This is a genomic window from Stieleria magnilauensis, from assembly GCA_007753675.1.
Classification (GTDB): domain Bacteria; phylum Planctomycetota; class Planctomycetia; order Pirellulales; family Pirellulaceae; genus Stieleria; species Stieleria magnilauensis.
The window spans coordinates 5,028,378-5,044,148 of sequence record CP036432.1 but is presented as its reverse complement, the minus strand read 5'-3'; the positions used below and the strand labels follow the sequence as shown (position 1 = coordinate 5,044,148).

Below are 15,771 nucleotides of genomic sequence, written 5' to 3'. Positions count from 1 at the left end.
AAGATTATTGGGGAGTGCCATCGCTGGGCCGAATCAGGATCCCAAGATCGCTTCGATGTTTTCGGTAGGCCTACCGATCGCAGCCTTGCCGTTGTGCACCACGATCGGCCGTTCGATCAACCTGGGATGCTCGGTCAGCGTCGCGATCCATTGCTTGTCGGTCAGGTCCTGGTCGCCCAGCGCCAGTTCCTTGTAGAGCTTCTCACCCTTGCGGACGAGTTCTTTCGGCTTGATCCCCAGCATCTTGATGATCTGCCGCAATTCACTTTGGCTCGGTGGATCGTCCAGGTAGTTGACGACATCGAATTCGATGCCACGGGACTGGAGCAATTCGAGCGCGGCTCGCGATTTGGTGCACCTGGGATTGTGATACAGTTTCGTCATTGCATTTTAGGAATTGGATTAGTCGCACGGGTGCAAAGTGTGTCGACGGGAACCGTCGGCGTCATCCTGCGGCGAGGTGGTTCTGTGTTGCACGCGCCGTCAGCGGCATGTTAGCCCCGGACAGGCGTCGGTTATAAATTCTGCGCGCGCCGTTCGCTCACCCGATGGTTGATTAAATGGGTGTTCACCGGCCAACGTGATCATGCCGGCCCGAACACGTAAGCGAGGGCGCTGCGTGGGCCCTTGTGTTTGGGCGCGGGATGATGTGAACAAGCTGTCGCGATTGCCGGTGGACGGGACACTTGCTGCTCGCTGGTTGGCCGGTTGATTGAATCAGCCGTTTGGCGCGAGCCTACGGGCGCCGTTGTTCAGGTTGACCGAGCGGAATTGGTTGAGGCCCGTACGCTGGCGCGATACGGCTGATCCCACGTGTGAGCGGACTCAACCGACAAGCCGTGACGCTTGCCGCTGGTGTGGAGACGCGCCGGTCGCTAACGCTTCCCGCTGGTGTGGTGGCGCGCCGGTCGCTAACGCTTCCCGCTGGAGTGTTGACGCGCCGCTTGTTTGCCCGTTCATTAAGACCGGGTGCGTCCGTCTCGTTCGGCTTGCTCAAGCAGGGCTTGCAGTCGTTTCACGACCTCGGGCCGTTCTTCGGAGAGATCGGTCTGTTCGCCCGGATCGTTGGCCAAGTCGTACAACTCATTCCCTCGGTCCTTGTCGCTACCGTACCGCACGATCAACTTCCAGCGACCGGTGCAGACCGCGATCGCACTGTCCTTGCCATTGCCCAGAATCAATACCGCTTCTCGCCCGGCAATTTGGCGTTCCTTGCCCAGCAGCACCGGAAGCAAGCTGAACGAGTCGACGGCGACATGATGCGGAAGTTCACCGCTGATCAACTCCGCCGACGTGGCGAACAAGTCCGTTAACGTGACCGTGCAGTCTGACGAGCTTCCTGCTTCGATTCGTCCCGGCCAACGAACGATCAAGGGAACTCGGTGGCCGCCCTCGTAGGCATAGCCTTTCCCATCGCGCCATGGCCCGTTGGTGACGTGCCCCATCTTCTTCGCATCTTCCTTGGCGGTCTTGTACTTTTTGAGAATGTCTCCGGAGTCATCGGCGAGATTCAATTTGACGCCATGGGTTCCTTTAAAATCCTTCGGCGTGGATCCGTTGTCGCTGGTGAACACGACCAATGTTTCGTCGGCAAGCCCCAACGCATCGATCGTGTCCAGAATCGTGCCGACATGCGCATCGAGTTCCTGCACATGGTCCCCGAACAGTCCGGCATTGCTGCTGCCTCGAAACTCGGCCGCCGGGGTGACGTGGGTGTGCGGGGCGCAGGGGGTAAAGTACAGAAAGAACGGTTGGTCCGCATTGCGTTGCAGAAATGCGACGGCCTTGTCGGTGAGTGTGCTGTCGACTTGGTCTTCAACCCGCGGCTGGGCGAGGCCTTCGGGAAAGTCACGGCCTTTGACGATGCGATAGGGTTCGCCCGGCTTGCGACCCACCAGATCGTGGTTTTCGATGAACGCCCGAGTGGAATCGTTGTGATTGGAGGGCACGCCGAAGTGGTAATCGAAGCCGACTTCCAGCGGCCCAGTGATCGGCAATTCGTTCCAGTCTTTGCTGTATCCCAGATGCCATTTCCCGATCGCCGCCGACGTGTAATCGGCCTGCTTCAAGAAGGATGCAAGTGTGGTCTGGCCGGGATTGAGGCGGTAACCATTGCCTTTTCTGTGAAGCCGCCAAGGGGATTGACCTGTCAACAATCCGTAACGGGAGGGCGAACACAGCGAGGCTGCCGCATGAGCATCCGAAAACCGCATCCCCTGGCTCGCCAGACGATCAATGTTCGGAGTGTTGATCTTTGTCGCCCCATAACAACTGACGTCCCCGTATCCGAGGTCGTCGGCAAAAATGATCACAAGATTGGGGGTAGCCGTGTTCGCGGCGGAGGCCTCAGGATGCGCCCCGCCAAAGATTGCCGCCGCGAGGAGAAAGACCGAAAGCGCTGTTTGTTGGTAGTTCATGGCCGCGTAGTATACTTGCTTCGTTTACCGCTATTTCGTCTTACAGGTCATCCGAACAGATCGTTCGGACTCAGAATACCAACCACTCGCACGAGACACCACGCACATGAACAAAATGCCAATTGTGTCGCTCGCCACCTTCGTTCTCGTGCTCACCTGCACCCAAGGCGTGCCCGCGTTTGGCGAATTTGTCCACCCCGGCGTCGCCCACAGCCGAGCCGGCATTGAGTTTGTCAAATCCAAGATCGCGGCGGGGGAACAACCGTGGGGTGATGCGTGGGAACGACTCCGCAACTCGCATTCTGCCTCGATCGACTGGAAACCGCAGCCTTTCGCACACGTCGAGCGTGGTCCCTACAACGATCCCAACATCGGATCGTCCGAATTCAGCAGTGATGCACGTGCGGCCTACTACCATGCGCTCTGCTGGGCTCTTTCGGGAAAGGAGCAGCACGCCGTCAAGTCTGCAGAGATCCTCAACGCGTGGTCCGGGACGCTGCAGTCGATCGGCAACCATGATGCCCGATTGCTGATCGGCATGAGCGGGCACGACTTTTGCATCGCAGCGGAACTTCTAAAACACACGTGGGGACAATGGCCTGAGAAGGAGCAAGCACAATTCGAATCGATGCTGCGAAACGTCTGGTACCCGGTGATCAAAGACTTTTATCCGACGGCAAACGGCAATTGGGACGCATCCATGTTGCAGGTGATGATCGCGATGGGCGTCTTCTTGGACGACCAACAGATGTTCGACCGGGCCAAGGATTATTTTCTCCGCGGCAAAGGCAACGGCGCGATTGGAAACTACTTCATGGAATCCGGGCAATGCCAAGAATCGGGTCGAGACCAGGCCCACACCCAGATGGGATTGGAGTTCTTAGCCAATACTTGCGAGACGGCGTGGATCCAGGGCGTCGACCTGTACGGCGCCCTGGACAACCGGCTGCTGAAGGGATTTGAGTACACCGCAAAGTACAACTTGGGTTTCGATGTGCCATACGTCGCGTACCGAAGTGTGGAAGGACGCTATCACTACAAATCGATCTCCAGCAACAGTCGCGGCAGACTGCGCCCGATGTATGAACGGGTCTTCAATCACTACCACAACCGCAGAGGCATGGAAGCTCCCTACACCGAGCAAGCCGCATTAAAACTCCGCCAAAGTCAGTCGGAGACGCGCGAGGCGTCGAACCAGCGTGACGCGAACCAGCGTGATGCGAATTCACGCCGCGACCGTCGCCGCCGCCGATCGGCAGCCTCGCATCTGGATACCCTGATGTATGCCGGGCATCCGGCTGACCTCCAACCGATCAATTAGCAACCCTGCCGTTGCGGCGTTTCGTTAAGAACCGTCATCCGGGGTTAGGACATCGTAAACGCGGAGGGCTCAAAGCATCTGCCGCACATCGGACGCATGCGTCGGGAATGCGAACAACGTCGACTTGATATCCGTCGCTGTCAAACCAAACTTCATGGCCAGTGCGAACAAGTTAATCGTCTCGTCCGCAGCCGGGCCGATCAGGTGTGCCCCGAGGATACGATCACTGTCTTTGTCGATCAGTACTTTGTACCCGCCACAAGGTTGAAGTGTTTTGCGGACCGAACCCGATGACGACGTGTCTTGATGATGAACGACAACCTTGTGCGATGCTTCTGCTTGGTGTTGTGACATCCCCACCGATGCGATCGGCGGAACGGTAAAGGCGACTTTCGGAACCTGTCCATAGTCTGGCCGCACTTGCGGGTGTTCGGCGAACAGGTTTTTGACGACGACGCGAGCCTCTTCGTTGGCAACCGGAGTCAGGCGAGGTTTTCCCGTGTCGGCGCAGTCACCGGCAGAGAAAACGGACGGGTTGGACACGCTGCGCATCAGAGAATCGACTTTGATTCCGTCGTCGCCGAACGCAACGTTTCCGGCCTTTAGATTCAAGCCGTCAAGGTTCGGCGCACGACCCGCACCGTGAACCACCAGATCGGTCTGCAGGGTCGCGTGATTCCGATCCGGTTGACGGTATTGCACGACGAATGACCCATCATCCCCTTGGGAAATCTCGGTGACCTCCGCATCGGTTCGGACGTCCAGTCCACGCGACTTCCCGTATCGGACCAACTGCTTGACCAAGTCTCGATCAAAGGGCGACAACACCCGGTCGCCCCGTTCCAGCACGACGACCTGGGATCCGCAGCGGGCCGCCACGCACGCAAACTCCATGGAGATATAGCCGCCTCCGATGAAGACAAAGCGCTGGGGAATCGATTCCAGCTCGAGGAACTCGTCACTGTGAATTGCCAGCTCACCACCGGGGACGTCGAGCGGTCGAGGGTGGCCCCCGACGCCGACAAAAATGCGATCGCTCGATAATTGGTGTTCACCGACACGGATGGTCGTCGGATCGACAAATGACGCCTCTCCATGAAAGGTTGTGATCCCGCGTTTTTGGAACGACGCTTCACTATGTTCCAGCACCGGTTCGGTGAATTCACGCTTGAATTCCAACAGCTTGGCCCAGTTGACACGAACCCCGTCGGATTTGATGAACTTGTCCTGTCCTCCGCGCGTCCGATCGATCAAGTTCGCAGCATTGGTGTAGACCTTTTTCGGATTGCACCCGCGTAGCGCACAGGTGCCTCCAAATTCCCGCGATTCGATGACCGCGACACGCTTGCCATCGTCGGCGGTCTTCTCAGCTACCGTTGACGCGGACGGACCGGTTCCGATCGCAATGAGGTCAAACCGGTTTGTTCTCATCACAGTGGAGTCTCCCGTCGGTACGTGAATCAAGTCGCGTCCAGAATCAAGTCGCAGGTATCAATCGGATACGCTCTCAAATCTCAAATGCACGCAGTAACTCAAATGCACGCAGTGTGCCAAAGCACTCGGCACAAGTTTTGCTATGGGTCGCCCGTCATCGTCCTGTTGGTGTTGTTGCCGATGGGCCGACTTCAAGACCGTGGCGTCAAGCACGGCACTGCAACCTTTGATCGCAAATTCAGGAAACCTGCTGTGAGAACCTATCGAGACTTCATGCATGCATTGTTGTTGACGTTCGCCGCCACACTCGGCTTCGCTTTAGCGGGCTGCGACAACAAAGAAACAGTGTTAGAAGTGGAAACGCCCGACGGCGAAGTGGAAGTCCAACGTGATCGCGAAACGGGCGACGTGGACGTCGAGGTGGTCGATTAGCAACCAACCGCCCGCAAGCCAGCGGGCAGACCCTCACAAAAACCGCGTTGCCCAAACAGCCGATCAAGTTCTTCCGCATTGGTCCACAACGTGCACGATGTCGTTTGGGCCGCTCGGCAAGGCGGCATTCTTCTGACACTCAATAAGGGGACAACAACATGAATTGGGATCAAATCCAAGGCAAGTGGAAACAAGTCAAGGGTCAGGCGCAACAGAAGTGGGGCAAACTGACCGATGACGAACTCGATCGCATCGACGGCAAACGCGAAGAGATGGTCGGTGTCGTGCAAGAACGATATGGCATCGCACGCGATGAAGCAGAACGCCAAGTGCGAGAGTTCGAGTCCTCTTGCAATTGCTAGCCGCCAAACGCAATTCCACAGTGCCCAACAGTACACAGCGTTTGGGCACTGTGACCTCCTTCCCGCTGTGTGTAACCAAACGACTCTCAGAGCGTAACCAAAAGTACGAAAATTATGAAAACTGCAATTCACACTTTGTTGGCGACCACCGCGATCGCTTGCATGACAGTGACTGCCGCGGTTGCCCAAGAATCCGAGACCAAGGAACGCCAACGCGTTCAACGGCGTTCCGCAGACGCCGGAAAACTCGACGAGAAGACCCGTGGTGCGAACATCCGGGTCAGCCAACTGATGGGTTACAATATCCAGAATTCACAAGGCGAAAGTGTCGGTGAAATCAAGGATATCGTGATCGATTCCCGGACCGGCAAAGTGAAGTACGCCGCGGTGACCTACGGCGGGTTCATCGGTTTGGGAAACAAACTGTTTGCCGTGCCGTTTGAAGCGTTCAAAGTGCAAGTCGATCCAGACGAAATCGGTGACGACGATATCGATGCCGATGACTATGTGCTTGTACTCAACGTCACGCAGGAACAACTCGAAGGCCAAGAGGGCTTCGACGAAGATCATTGGCCCGACATGGCTGACCGTCAGTGGGCTCGCGAGTTGGACAAGCGTTACGGCATCAACCGAAACGAAGACGCGAAAGAGCGAATGAAGCGACTCAATCGCGAGTCCAACGACGAGTAGACTCAGCCAGAAGACACAACCGGATTTGCAGCTTGGTGACGACAAGGCTGCCGCGGACCATGCGTTCGCGGCAGCCTTCGTCAATTCTGCCTCCGCGATTCCGCGTCGACAACGATTTCAAACCCGGCCGGCGCTGACCGTGCAACCCCCTGCAGCGAACTTGTGGGAATGATCGCCGCCGTCTAGACTTGATACTGCTGGCAATCAGCCCGCAAGTCGCCAATAGGCGATTAACTTTTCCATTTGAAGCCTGACGCCGGCAGCGGATAGCCATGACCGATAACGCTCGTGACATTTCCGTTGCTGAAATGAACCCCGAGCAGCTGCCGGTCGCGGAGCACGAGTTGCACGGATGGACTCACTTTGCGGGGTTGTATGCCGGTGAGCATGTGGCGGCGACCGAGTTTGTGATCGGTGCAACCTTCGTAGCGTTGGGCGCTTCGACCCAAGACATTCTGATTGGGCTGCTGGTCGGCAACGTGCTGGCGATTTTGAGCTGGACCCTGATCACAACGCCGATCGCCGTTCAGACTCGGCTGAGTCTGTACACGTATCTCCACAAGATCGCCGGAGATTCGATGAGCGATCTGTACAACTGGGCCAACGTGCTGATCTTTAGCGTGATTTCATCCGCGATGATCACCGTTTCTTGCACGGCGGTTCGGCTGTTGCTGGGCATTCCCGCGCAATTGCAATGGTATCCGACCGACGCCCTGTTCGTCGTGGTCGTCCTGGTGGTGGGGATGATCGTGGTGCTGGTGGCGATGTACGGGTTCAACGCGGTGGCTGAGTTTTCGAGCCTCTGCGGACCTTGGTTGGTCGTGATGTTTGTCAGCGGCGCCCTGGTTTTGTTTCCGGCAGTCTCTGACGCGGTGCTTGGCAGGCCCCAACTGAACGGTTTCGCCGACTTCATTACGATTGGCGACCGATCCATCTGGACCGGTGTCAATAGCGATGGCAAACCCGGCATCGGATTGTTGGAAGTGATCGGGTTCGCCTGGGCCGCCAACACGATCACCCATTTCGGTCTGATCGACATGGCGCTGCTGCGTTATGCCAAGCGACCCATCTACGGACTCTGTACCAGTGCGGGCATGCTGTTCGGGCATTACATCGCATGGATCGCGGCCGGCATCATGGGGGCGGGCACCGCGGTACTGATGAAATCAACGATCGTGGAACTGGATCCGGGCGACGTTGCCTACCGTGCGTTGGGCTTGTCGGGCTACGTGATCGTGATTATCGCCGGGTGGACGACCGCCAACGCAAACCTCTATCGAGCCGGATTGGCGGCGCAGGCGATCTTTTACAACCACTCGCGGATGCGAGTCACCTTCGCCGTGGGCGTGGTGACGGTCGCGATCGCCTGTTTTCCGTTTGTGTACAAACAGATTTTGCCGCTGTTGACCTATGCCGGCCTGCTGGTGGTTCCCGTCGGCGCGATCGTCTTCGCCGAACACTTCCTCTTCCCTCGGGTCTCGCTGACGAGGTATTGGGCAAAGTACAAAGGTTTGACGTACAGCACTCCGGCGATCGCCTCCTGGGCGGCAGGGCTGGTCTTCGGATTCGGGCTCAATTACTTGCAAGTGATGTCGTTCTTCTATCTGTTCCTGCCGACCTGGGTGTTCACGATCGTCGTTTACACGTTCATGGCCAGTCGCTACGGTGCGCGGGAAAGCTACCCGGCCGAAGAGGCTACGGAGCGGGAACGAAATCAAGCGATCAAGGAGTTTCAATTGGAACAAGCGCGTTCCAGAAACGCGCTTGTTTATGACGATTCAACGCTGACCAGAGTTTTGCGCGTCGTCAAATGGCTGGCCTTGGCGGCAACATTGATCTTGGCGCTGGTCGTGATGTTCGGCAGTTCCGACATGGATGCGTACGAAGGCAACGCCGCCATTTTCTATCCCTGGGGTTTCGTCTTGACGATCGTCTACTTCGCCTCCGCCTATTGGGTCTTGCAGCGAACCAAAAAGCTTAATCAGGCATCAACATGAACACGCCGCTTGCGTTGAACCAAGCCAACCTTTCGCGTCTTCCCGATCGTCTCTCGCGGCCGACCTATGACCGCGGCCGATTGACCACGGGGATCGTCCACGTCGGCGTCGGAGGATTCCATCGGTCTCACGAAGCCTTCTATACCGATCAGCTGCTCGAATCCAATGGTCTGGAATCTGATGCTGCCGCCCAGTGGGGGATCTGCGGTGTCGGACTGCGCCAGTCCGATCGAAAAATGGCAACGATCCTCAAGCAGCAAGACTATCTGTACACGCTGATCGTCAAACATCCCGATGGCAAGATCGAAACGAGAGTGATCGGATCGATCGTCGATTTCTTGATGGGTTGCGACGATCCCGCGTCGGTCATCGATCGGATGGCCGATCCCGCGACGAAAATCGTTTCGCTGTCGATCACCGAAGGCGGCTACAACGTCGACGCCGAAACCGGCGAATTTGACACGTCCAATCCCGACGCCAGGCACGACGTCGATCATCCGTCACAACCAAAGCTGGTGTTCGGGTACTTGACCGCGGCGCTCCGGAAACGTCGTGATGGCGGATTGCCGGCGTTCACGGTTCAGTCCTGTGACAACATTCAGCACAACGGCGACTTGACACGGAAAATGCTGGTCGGATTTGCTCGGCTGCAAGACCCTGAACTGGCCGCCTGGATTGATTCAGAAGTCCGCTTTCCCAACGCGATGGTCGATCGGATCACGCCGGTGACGACCGATGCCGACATCGAGTTTCTGCGAACGGAGTTCAACGTCGACGACCAGTGGCCGGTTGTCTGCGAGCCTTTTTGCCAATGGGTCATCGAAGACCACTTTTCGGCGGGCCGCCCGGATTGGCAGAACGTCGACGTGCAATTCTGCTCCAATGTCACGCCGTATGAAGAAATGAAATTGCGGCTGCTCAATGCCGGCCATTCGGTGCTCGGGATTCTTGGCAGCGTTTACGGATACCAAACGATCAACGAGTGTATCCACGACGATCTGTTTCGCGATTTCCTGAGACAGTTCTTTGACGTGGAGGCGACGCCAGTACTCGATGCCGTCGAAGGGATCGACTTAGACCAGTACAAGGCGACGTTGATCGAACGGTTTGGCAATCCCAACATCCGTGACAACCTGGCCAGGATTTGTCTGGAAAGTTCCAGCAAACTACCCGTCTTCCTGATCCCCACCATCTACGAAAATCTCGCCAAGGGGGGCAGCATTCGTCACGCGGCACTCGTGATTGCGGCGTGGTGCTATTACAGCGAGAAACACGCCGATCGCCACGGCCAACCACTCGATGTGACCGATGGGCTGAAAGAAAGTTTGCACGAGGCAGCGAAAGCCACTCGCGACGACCGGTTGTCATTTCTGAGAATCCAACAACTCTTCGGCGACCTCGCCGACAACGAGCGGTTTGCGCAGACTTATCTGGAGATGCTTGACCGGATGGACCGCACGCCCGACGTCAGCGAACACATGCGGGCGGTGCTCGGTGATGCCGGCGGTGCCTCGTAGACTCAAACGCACCGCGGCCCGTAGGCTCACGCCAAACGGCTGATTCAATCGACAAGCCGTTGGCAATTGTTTTTCCAATTTGCGTGCCACAGTTTTTACGGTGCCGGAGTAGATATAGTGGACTGACTTGAAGCCCACGATGCCTAATTTCGCAGACAAGAGCGAAAGCCTGGTGACGCCCAAGGTCTGACCCAGCAGATGCTTCTGGCGGTTTTTCCGGCCATCGGTCGCCGGGAAAAGAATGACTTCGGATCAATTCAACCCATTTTGGCAATTGGAGCATGACATGCTTTGGACGACATCCCGTCTTTTCTTGGTCGGTGTCGTAGCGGCGACGTTCGGTTTCGTAGCGTTGACGCTCGGGGCCGTCGCGAATGCGGAACCGCTGCGATACCGAATTGCGCCCGACGAGGTGGTCCCATATTCGGTCACCATCACGGCGGACGCGCCCAGCTCGGTCGAAACCATGCAAGGAGTCATTGTCTTTACCGGAAAGCAAACCGAGGGCGAAACGATGACCGTTGAGTACAGCGGTGGATTAAGCAAATCTGTCAAATCGAAATCGTCCGGCAGCGGTCCGCGAAGAGGCGGGTTTGGACCGCGTCCGGGCGGCCCTCCGATGCCGCGCGGTCCGTTTGATCGCCCCGATTTTCAAGGACTCGCTCAGTCCACCAGTACCTTGGTCTTGACCAGCACCGGCGGTGTGGAGAGCATGCGAGGTGACTCTCAGCTGCCGTTCCTGTTGGGCAATCTTTCCTTGTTGCCCTTTGACGTACTCCCCGAGCAAGAGACTCGGAAATGGCAGGACGGAAGTGGTCTGACCATCACCTCACGTTCTTCAAGCAACTCCCGCTTCGGTCCGAGGTTTGGCCCCTTTGCCAATGACCAAAACAAAACGGTCAAAACCGGCGGCGGGGAAACAGCGAGCTACGAGATTCAAAGTGAAGCTGGGAATCTGGTGACGATTCGCAAAACCTATTCTCTGTCCTCGCCGGCGGCAAACAGCGAGGAAACCGGATTTGAGATGAACGGAACGGGTACCTGGGTCTTTGATCGCCAACGCGGCGTCACCGAATCAATGCGTTTCAAGGTCGATCTGACCATCCAATCCAAGAACACCGATGTCAAAATCCCGGTGACGGTGGCGTACGATCGGATGTCCGACGAAGCCTATGCCGCACACGTCAAGGCGCGACAGGACCGCATCGCCGAACTCCAACAGAGGACGGCTGAACGGAATGCGAAACAGGCAGCGGCAGCCAAAGAACAGGAAGGCAAGCCGTTGACCGATCAGGTGAAACGCGAAGTGATGGCCGATTTAAATTCGTCGCAATGGCCAACCATTGCGAACCGACTGAGACGCATGAGGGGGTACAAGCCGCATCCGAACGATTTTGATGTTGCGATGCGGGTGAAAGAGTTGCAAACGCACAAGGTGATCGGCGTCAGCCTGGCCGCCAAGAATCTTTGGAAAGGGATCGAACCCGTCGTCGAGGCGGCCGGTTCATCGCCTCCGCCAGCCAACACGAGCAACCCGTTTGCGACGGCGAACGAAAAGATGGACGAGGGGCGCGGCATGCGCCAGTGGAGTGACAGCACGGGAGCCTTCCGGGTGGACGCCCAATTCGTTCGTGTGGACGGACCAAATGTCGTTTTGCAACGCGCGGACGGAAAGGAGTTGAGCGTTCCGATCAGCCGACTCAGCACGGCCGACCAAGCTGTTGTCAAAGCGATTGAGTCGCAGTAGCACGCGGTAAAGGAGGCCTGAAGTTTTCTTTGCGCTGAAAGTGTTAGCGGAACGGCGCGAGCCGTCCGGTTGTAGCTTGAAAACACGTTGAAGGACCGGAGGGCTCGCGCCCTGCCGCTAACCATGACTGCGTCGGCTTAGAACGCGTCCTTGATCGCATCCAGGCGGACTCCGAGCAGCTGCTGCGCGAGCGTGTCGAGTTGGTCTTCCGAACCCTGCAGATGGTAGGTTCGCTGCACGTGCCGCATCGTCTCGCCGGGGTTCAGCGCCGCGGCGGGGGACGAGGTTTCCAGCTCGTAGAACGGTCCCAGTGGGGGCTTGCCCGGTTCCGGTGAACCATCGTTGTAGGAATTGATCACGTCGCCGGAATACGGCTGATCCTGCAGCTCCCACATGGAATTGACGAATCCGTGCGGCGCATCTTGCACGTTGTAGGTGACGATGTTCAGTACTCCTCCGGCGGCGTCGTAGCTGCCAGCGATCCCCTTCGAACGTTGCGGACTGATTCCGATCTTCCCGCGACGCGTGCCGTCGCCGCGGAAGAACAGCTTGTCGTTTTCGACTTGCAGGTACTCCGGCGGCACTTTGCCGAAGTACGTGTCGTTGACCCTTGGCCCGAGCTTCTTGTCGCTGCCCTGTTGAAAGGGAATGACCACGGTTGTTTCGGGCGAGGGGTTGTACATCCCGAGGATCCAGATCGAAAGCAGGCCGGTTTCCGGCTTCCAGGCGTGCGAACCGGTGTTGGTGATTCGGTTGTCCGTTTCATAACCCACCATCCGCAGCCCCTCACCGAGTTCGACATCCAACAACTCGGCGGCCTCTTGCTTGTCCAGCAGTTTCACGGTGCGTTCAATCCCCACCTGGAACTCGGCGCCGCTGTAATTGATCAGTTCCGTCGCGTGCTTGAACCTTGCCGATGCGTCGGTTTGTTCGACGAGTTCGTAGGCTTCGGTGTCGATCGCCGGTGGGGTGCCCCAGTCGGAGAATTCGAATTTCGATCCGGGTTTAAAAAACAAGGCGTACTGACCGCCTTCCGGTCCCAGCCAGAATCGTTCTTCTCCGCCGAAGATATAGATGTGCTCTTCGAGCGTGCCCTTTTTCTGCTCGTCGGAAAGGAGGCCCCGTTCGATGACCGGGCGGTTGATCCAGCCGAAGCTCGGTCCGGACTGGTGGTCGAAGGTGCTGGTCATCACGCGGCCCTGATAGGCCGGCGCCACCGCGACCGCGGCGCCGCCGTCACGCAACACAACGATCGGCGTATGCTTTTTCAGAAAGGCCAGGTCGTCGGCAAACGTGTCGCCGGCAGAAGCCCCGTGGGTTGCCATGCCGAGAGTTGCTCCAGCGATTCCCAAACGAATCATCATCGGTATCTTCATCTTATTGTTCCTCCGTTACATCAAACCGCTCAATGAAGGGCAGCCGAGTGTTCCGGCCTCTCGCCCGTCCGATCTCAACGCCCCATGTAGGAATCTCACCCGTCCCGCTCTGCGAAAACGCTTCAGGACGATAGGCTCCCCCGGCCCACGGGCCGTCGATCACCTTGTGCGTTTTTGAAAAATTGATTCCGTCCTCAGCATAGAGAATCGAATTGGTGATCGCTTTGGGCCCTGTCGTGCCGATCATCGCGGCGACACCCGCGCCCTGCGGCCAGACGAGCACTTCGTGATTGCCGGGGATCACCGGATTCGCCTCGTGCCGTACATAGGGGCCTTGCGGATGCTGGGCGATCGCCAGGCCCATTTGAGTTTGCCCAGGACCTTTTCCCAACTGGCGGCCTTTGTAGTAGAACCAATACTTATCGTCGCGAACGATCAGGCAGGCATCATCGACCAGATGGCTGTCGAAATCCGCCGGGTTGTCGCTGTTCTTTAAAGCCGGATTGGTGGCCAGTCGCTGCCAAGGACCCTCGGGCGAATCCGACACCGCGATCCCGATCTTCGAATCAGGATTGAATCCCTTTCCATACTCTCTGGAGGTTCCCGTGTAGAACAGCCAATAGCGTCCTTCGGCAACCAGAATATTGGGTGTAAAGACACTCGCCCCTTCCCAGCTACCGGGTTCACCTTTGGCAAGCGCCATGCCTTTTTCGGTCCACTTGTGACCATCCGGTGAGGTCGCATACCAGACGGTCGCATCGTACCCCGGCGAGATCTTGCCTTTGGAATACCACACGTAGAACAACCCGTCGACCTTGATGATGTCGCTGGGATCACGACGCATGACGCCGGGTTCGGCGCCGATGCCTTCGACTGGCGAATGCGTGACGGTGACGGTTCCAATGGCGGGCTCGTCGGCGCCTGCGGCAACCGCCATGAACGCTGTTGCGACGACCAGATAAATTCTATTCATGCGTTGCTCCGAAGGTGTCTCTGTTCGTTCGGCAAGTTCTGTGGTGTGTTCAATGCGTTCGCGACGCACAGGCAGAAGGCGAATGACAGGTGATGGATCATTACCGTTCCTGTGGATCGACCAAGTTGATTTTCCGCTGATCGGATCCGGTGACGCGGACGTCGCCGAGTTCTGCGACGGCCTCTTTGGCCCGCGCTTGAAGACGCTGCATGATCGTCGGGTTTTCATCGGCGACGTTGTGTTTCTCGCCGAGGTCGTTCTTCAAATGGAATAGTCTCGGTTCACGCAAGGTCACAAAGCCTTTCGTCTTGTCCGGCTTCTTGGACCAGAACGGCTGATCTTTCGTCGTCCGCGGCAGATGCAGTTTCCAGTTGCCCTCACGCACCGCCTGCAGATTGGTGCCGTTGTAGTAATAAAGAACCTTGTGGGGCGTTTCGGTCTCATTGCCCATCAGGATCGGAAGGATCTGTTTCCCGTCGATCTTACGATCACTCGGTGGCTCCACTCCGGCGAGTTCACAGAACAGGGGCAACAGGTCCATGCTGGTCAGCGTGACGTCGGACACTTGGTTGGGCGGGATTTTTCCGGGCCAGCGAAAAATGCCAGGTACGCGGTGTCCGCCTTCCATCGTGCAGTACTTGCCGCCGTTCAAGCCGCCCGTGGATCCCACTCGCGTCGGACCATTGTCAGACGTGAACACCACGAGCGTGTCGGCATCGAGTCCGGCATCGCGAACCGCCTTCATGATCCGCCCGGTGCTGTGATCGAGCTCTTTGATGAAGTCACCGTATTTACCTTTGCGTGACGTCCCGACGAAGTCTTTGCTGGGCAACAGCGGGGAATGCACGATATGGTGCGAGACGTAGATGAAGAACGGATCATCTTTCTGTCGCTCGATGAACTCGACGACTTCATCGGTGTAACGCTGCGTCAGTTCTTCGCAGGCGGCATTTTTCTTTTCGACCTGTTTGCCGCGATACAGCGTGTTGTAGTTTGGCCCGCGGGGCTTGGAGTAATTGCTGGGGATGCCGAGGTGTTCGTCGAATCCGGCGTCGATCGGGTGAGAGCCCTCGACTTCCAGTCCCAGATGCCACTTGCCCACCATCAACGAACGATAGCCGGCGGTCCCCAACAACTCCGGAATCGTGATTTCATCCGGGGCGAATCCATAATCCTTGTATTTGGAACCCGGGGCTTCGGTTCGGGCGACTGGCATCCCGCATCGCATCGGATAGCGTCCCGTCAACAGCGCCGCTCGCGACGGACTGCACACGTTGGCCGGAACGAAGAAATCCGTGCTGCGAAATCCCTCCGCGGCCAGCGCATCAATGTGCGGCGTGTTAACACCCTTTGGGCTATAGCAACTGATGTCGCCGTACCCCAGATCATCGGCGAAGATGATGATGAAGTTCGGCGGTCGCTCTGCCGCGTTGACCCAACAGCACCCCAGCAGCAACATTGCAACGGGCCAGACCCATCGGGGCAAGAACGTCGCGGACAAACAG

Annotated in this window: 13 protein-coding genes; 7 read left to right on the top strand and 6 right to left on the bottom strand. The window is 57.6% G+C overall.

The annotated features are described in order from the left end of the window. Nucleotides 1–33: 33 nt before the first annotated feature. Both arsC and TBK1r_RS17685 read right to left on the bottom strand, forming a co-directional pair. Complete coding sequence (gene arsC, locus TBK1r_RS17690) at nucleotides 34–384, bottom strand: arsenate reductase (glutaredoxin) (RefSeq protein WP_145213321.1); 351 nt, start codon at nucleotides 382–384, stop codon at nucleotides 34–36. A gap of 575 nt (nucleotides 385–959) precedes the next feature. Beyond that, nucleotides 960–2,417, bottom strand: a complete 1,458-nt coding sequence (locus TBK1r_RS17685) for a sulfatase family protein (RefSeq protein ID WP_145213318.1) — start codon at nucleotides 2,415–2,417, stop codon at nucleotides 960–962. A gap of 106 nt (nucleotides 2,418–2,523) precedes the next feature. Between TBK1r_RS17685 and TBK1r_RS17680 the strand changes: the two genes are divergently transcribed. Then, nucleotides 2,524–3,738 (top strand): alginate lyase family protein, encoded by a 1,215-nt coding sequence (locus TBK1r_RS17680; RefSeq protein WP_145213315.1) that lies wholly within the window; start codon nucleotides 2,524–2,526, stop codon nucleotides 3,736–3,738. A gap of 69 nt (nucleotides 3,739–3,807) precedes the next feature. On the opposite strand, the gene TBK1r_RS17675 is transcribed toward TBK1r_RS17680, so the two are convergent. Further along, entirely contained in the window at nucleotides 3,808–5,169 is a 1,362-nt protein-coding gene (locus tag TBK1r_RS17675) for a dihydrolipoyl dehydrogenase family protein (RefSeq protein ID WP_145222782.1), read from the bottom strand. Between the two features lie 255 nt (nucleotides 5,170–5,424). Between TBK1r_RS17675 and TBK1r_RS17670 the strand changes: the two genes are divergently transcribed. From TBK1r_RS17670 to TBK1r_RS38645, 6 genes are all read left to right on the top strand, one after another. After that, nucleotides 5,425–5,604: a hypothetical protein gene (locus tag TBK1r_RS17670; protein ID WP_145213312.1), complete on the top strand. Its 180-nt coding sequence runs from the start codon at nucleotides 5,425–5,427 to the stop codon at nucleotides 5,602–5,604. A 158-nt stretch (nucleotides 5,605–5,762) separates the two neighbouring features. Then, nucleotides 5,763–5,966, top strand: coding sequence for a CsbD family protein (locus tag TBK1r_RS17665; RefSeq protein ID WP_145213308.1), 204 nt, complete (start codon nucleotides 5,763–5,765; stop codon nucleotides 5,964–5,966). A gap of 114 nt (nucleotides 5,967–6,080) precedes the next feature. After that, the gene (locus tag TBK1r_RS17660; protein ID WP_145213305.1) at nucleotides 6,081–6,656 is read left to right on the top strand and encodes a PRC-barrel domain-containing protein; all 576 of its coding nucleotides are present in this window, start codon (nucleotides 6,081–6,083) and stop codon (nucleotides 6,654–6,656) included. A gap of 272 nt (nucleotides 6,657–6,928) precedes the next feature. Beyond that, entirely contained in the window at nucleotides 6,929–8,653 is a 1,725-nt protein-coding gene (locus tag TBK1r_RS17655) for a purine-cytosine permease family protein (protein WP_145213302.1), read from the top strand. Next, the gene (locus tag TBK1r_RS17650; RefSeq protein ID WP_145213299.1) at nucleotides 8,650–10,170 is read left to right on the top strand and encodes a mannitol dehydrogenase family protein; all 1,521 of its coding nucleotides are present in this window, start codon (nucleotides 8,650–8,652) and stop codon (nucleotides 10,168–10,170) included. Before TBK1r_RS17655 ends, TBK1r_RS17650 begins: the two co-directional genes overlap by 4 nt. 241 nt (nucleotides 10,171–10,411) lie before the next feature. Next, nucleotides 10,412–11,917 carry an SHD1 domain-containing protein gene (locus tag TBK1r_RS38645; protein WP_419581474.1) on the top strand — a complete coding sequence of 502 codons (1,506 nt, stop codon included), beginning with the start codon at nucleotides 10,412–10,414 and terminating at the stop codon, nucleotides 11,915–11,917. 137 nt (nucleotides 11,918–12,054) lie between these two features. Here TBK1r_RS38645 and TBK1r_RS17640 read toward each other — a convergent pair whose 3' ends face one another. From TBK1r_RS17640 to TBK1r_RS17630, 3 genes are all read right to left on the bottom strand, one after another. Next, entirely contained in the window at nucleotides 12,055–13,242 is a 1,188-nt protein-coding gene (locus TBK1r_RS17640; RefSeq protein ID WP_145222778.1) for a DUF6786 family protein, read from the bottom strand. Between the two features lie 52 nt (nucleotides 13,243–13,294). Continuing rightward, complete coding sequence (locus tag TBK1r_RS17635) at nucleotides 13,295–14,230, bottom strand: family 43 glycosylhydrolase (RefSeq protein ID WP_419581571.1); 936 nt, start codon at nucleotides 14,228–14,230, stop codon at nucleotides 13,295–13,297. 136 nt (nucleotides 14,231–14,366) lie between these two features. Continuing rightward, nucleotides 14,367–15,725, bottom strand: a complete 1,359-nt coding sequence (locus TBK1r_RS17630) for a sulfatase family protein (protein WP_419581570.1) — start codon at nucleotides 15,723–15,725, stop codon at nucleotides 14,367–14,369. Nucleotides 15,726–15,771: the final 46 nt, after the last annotated feature.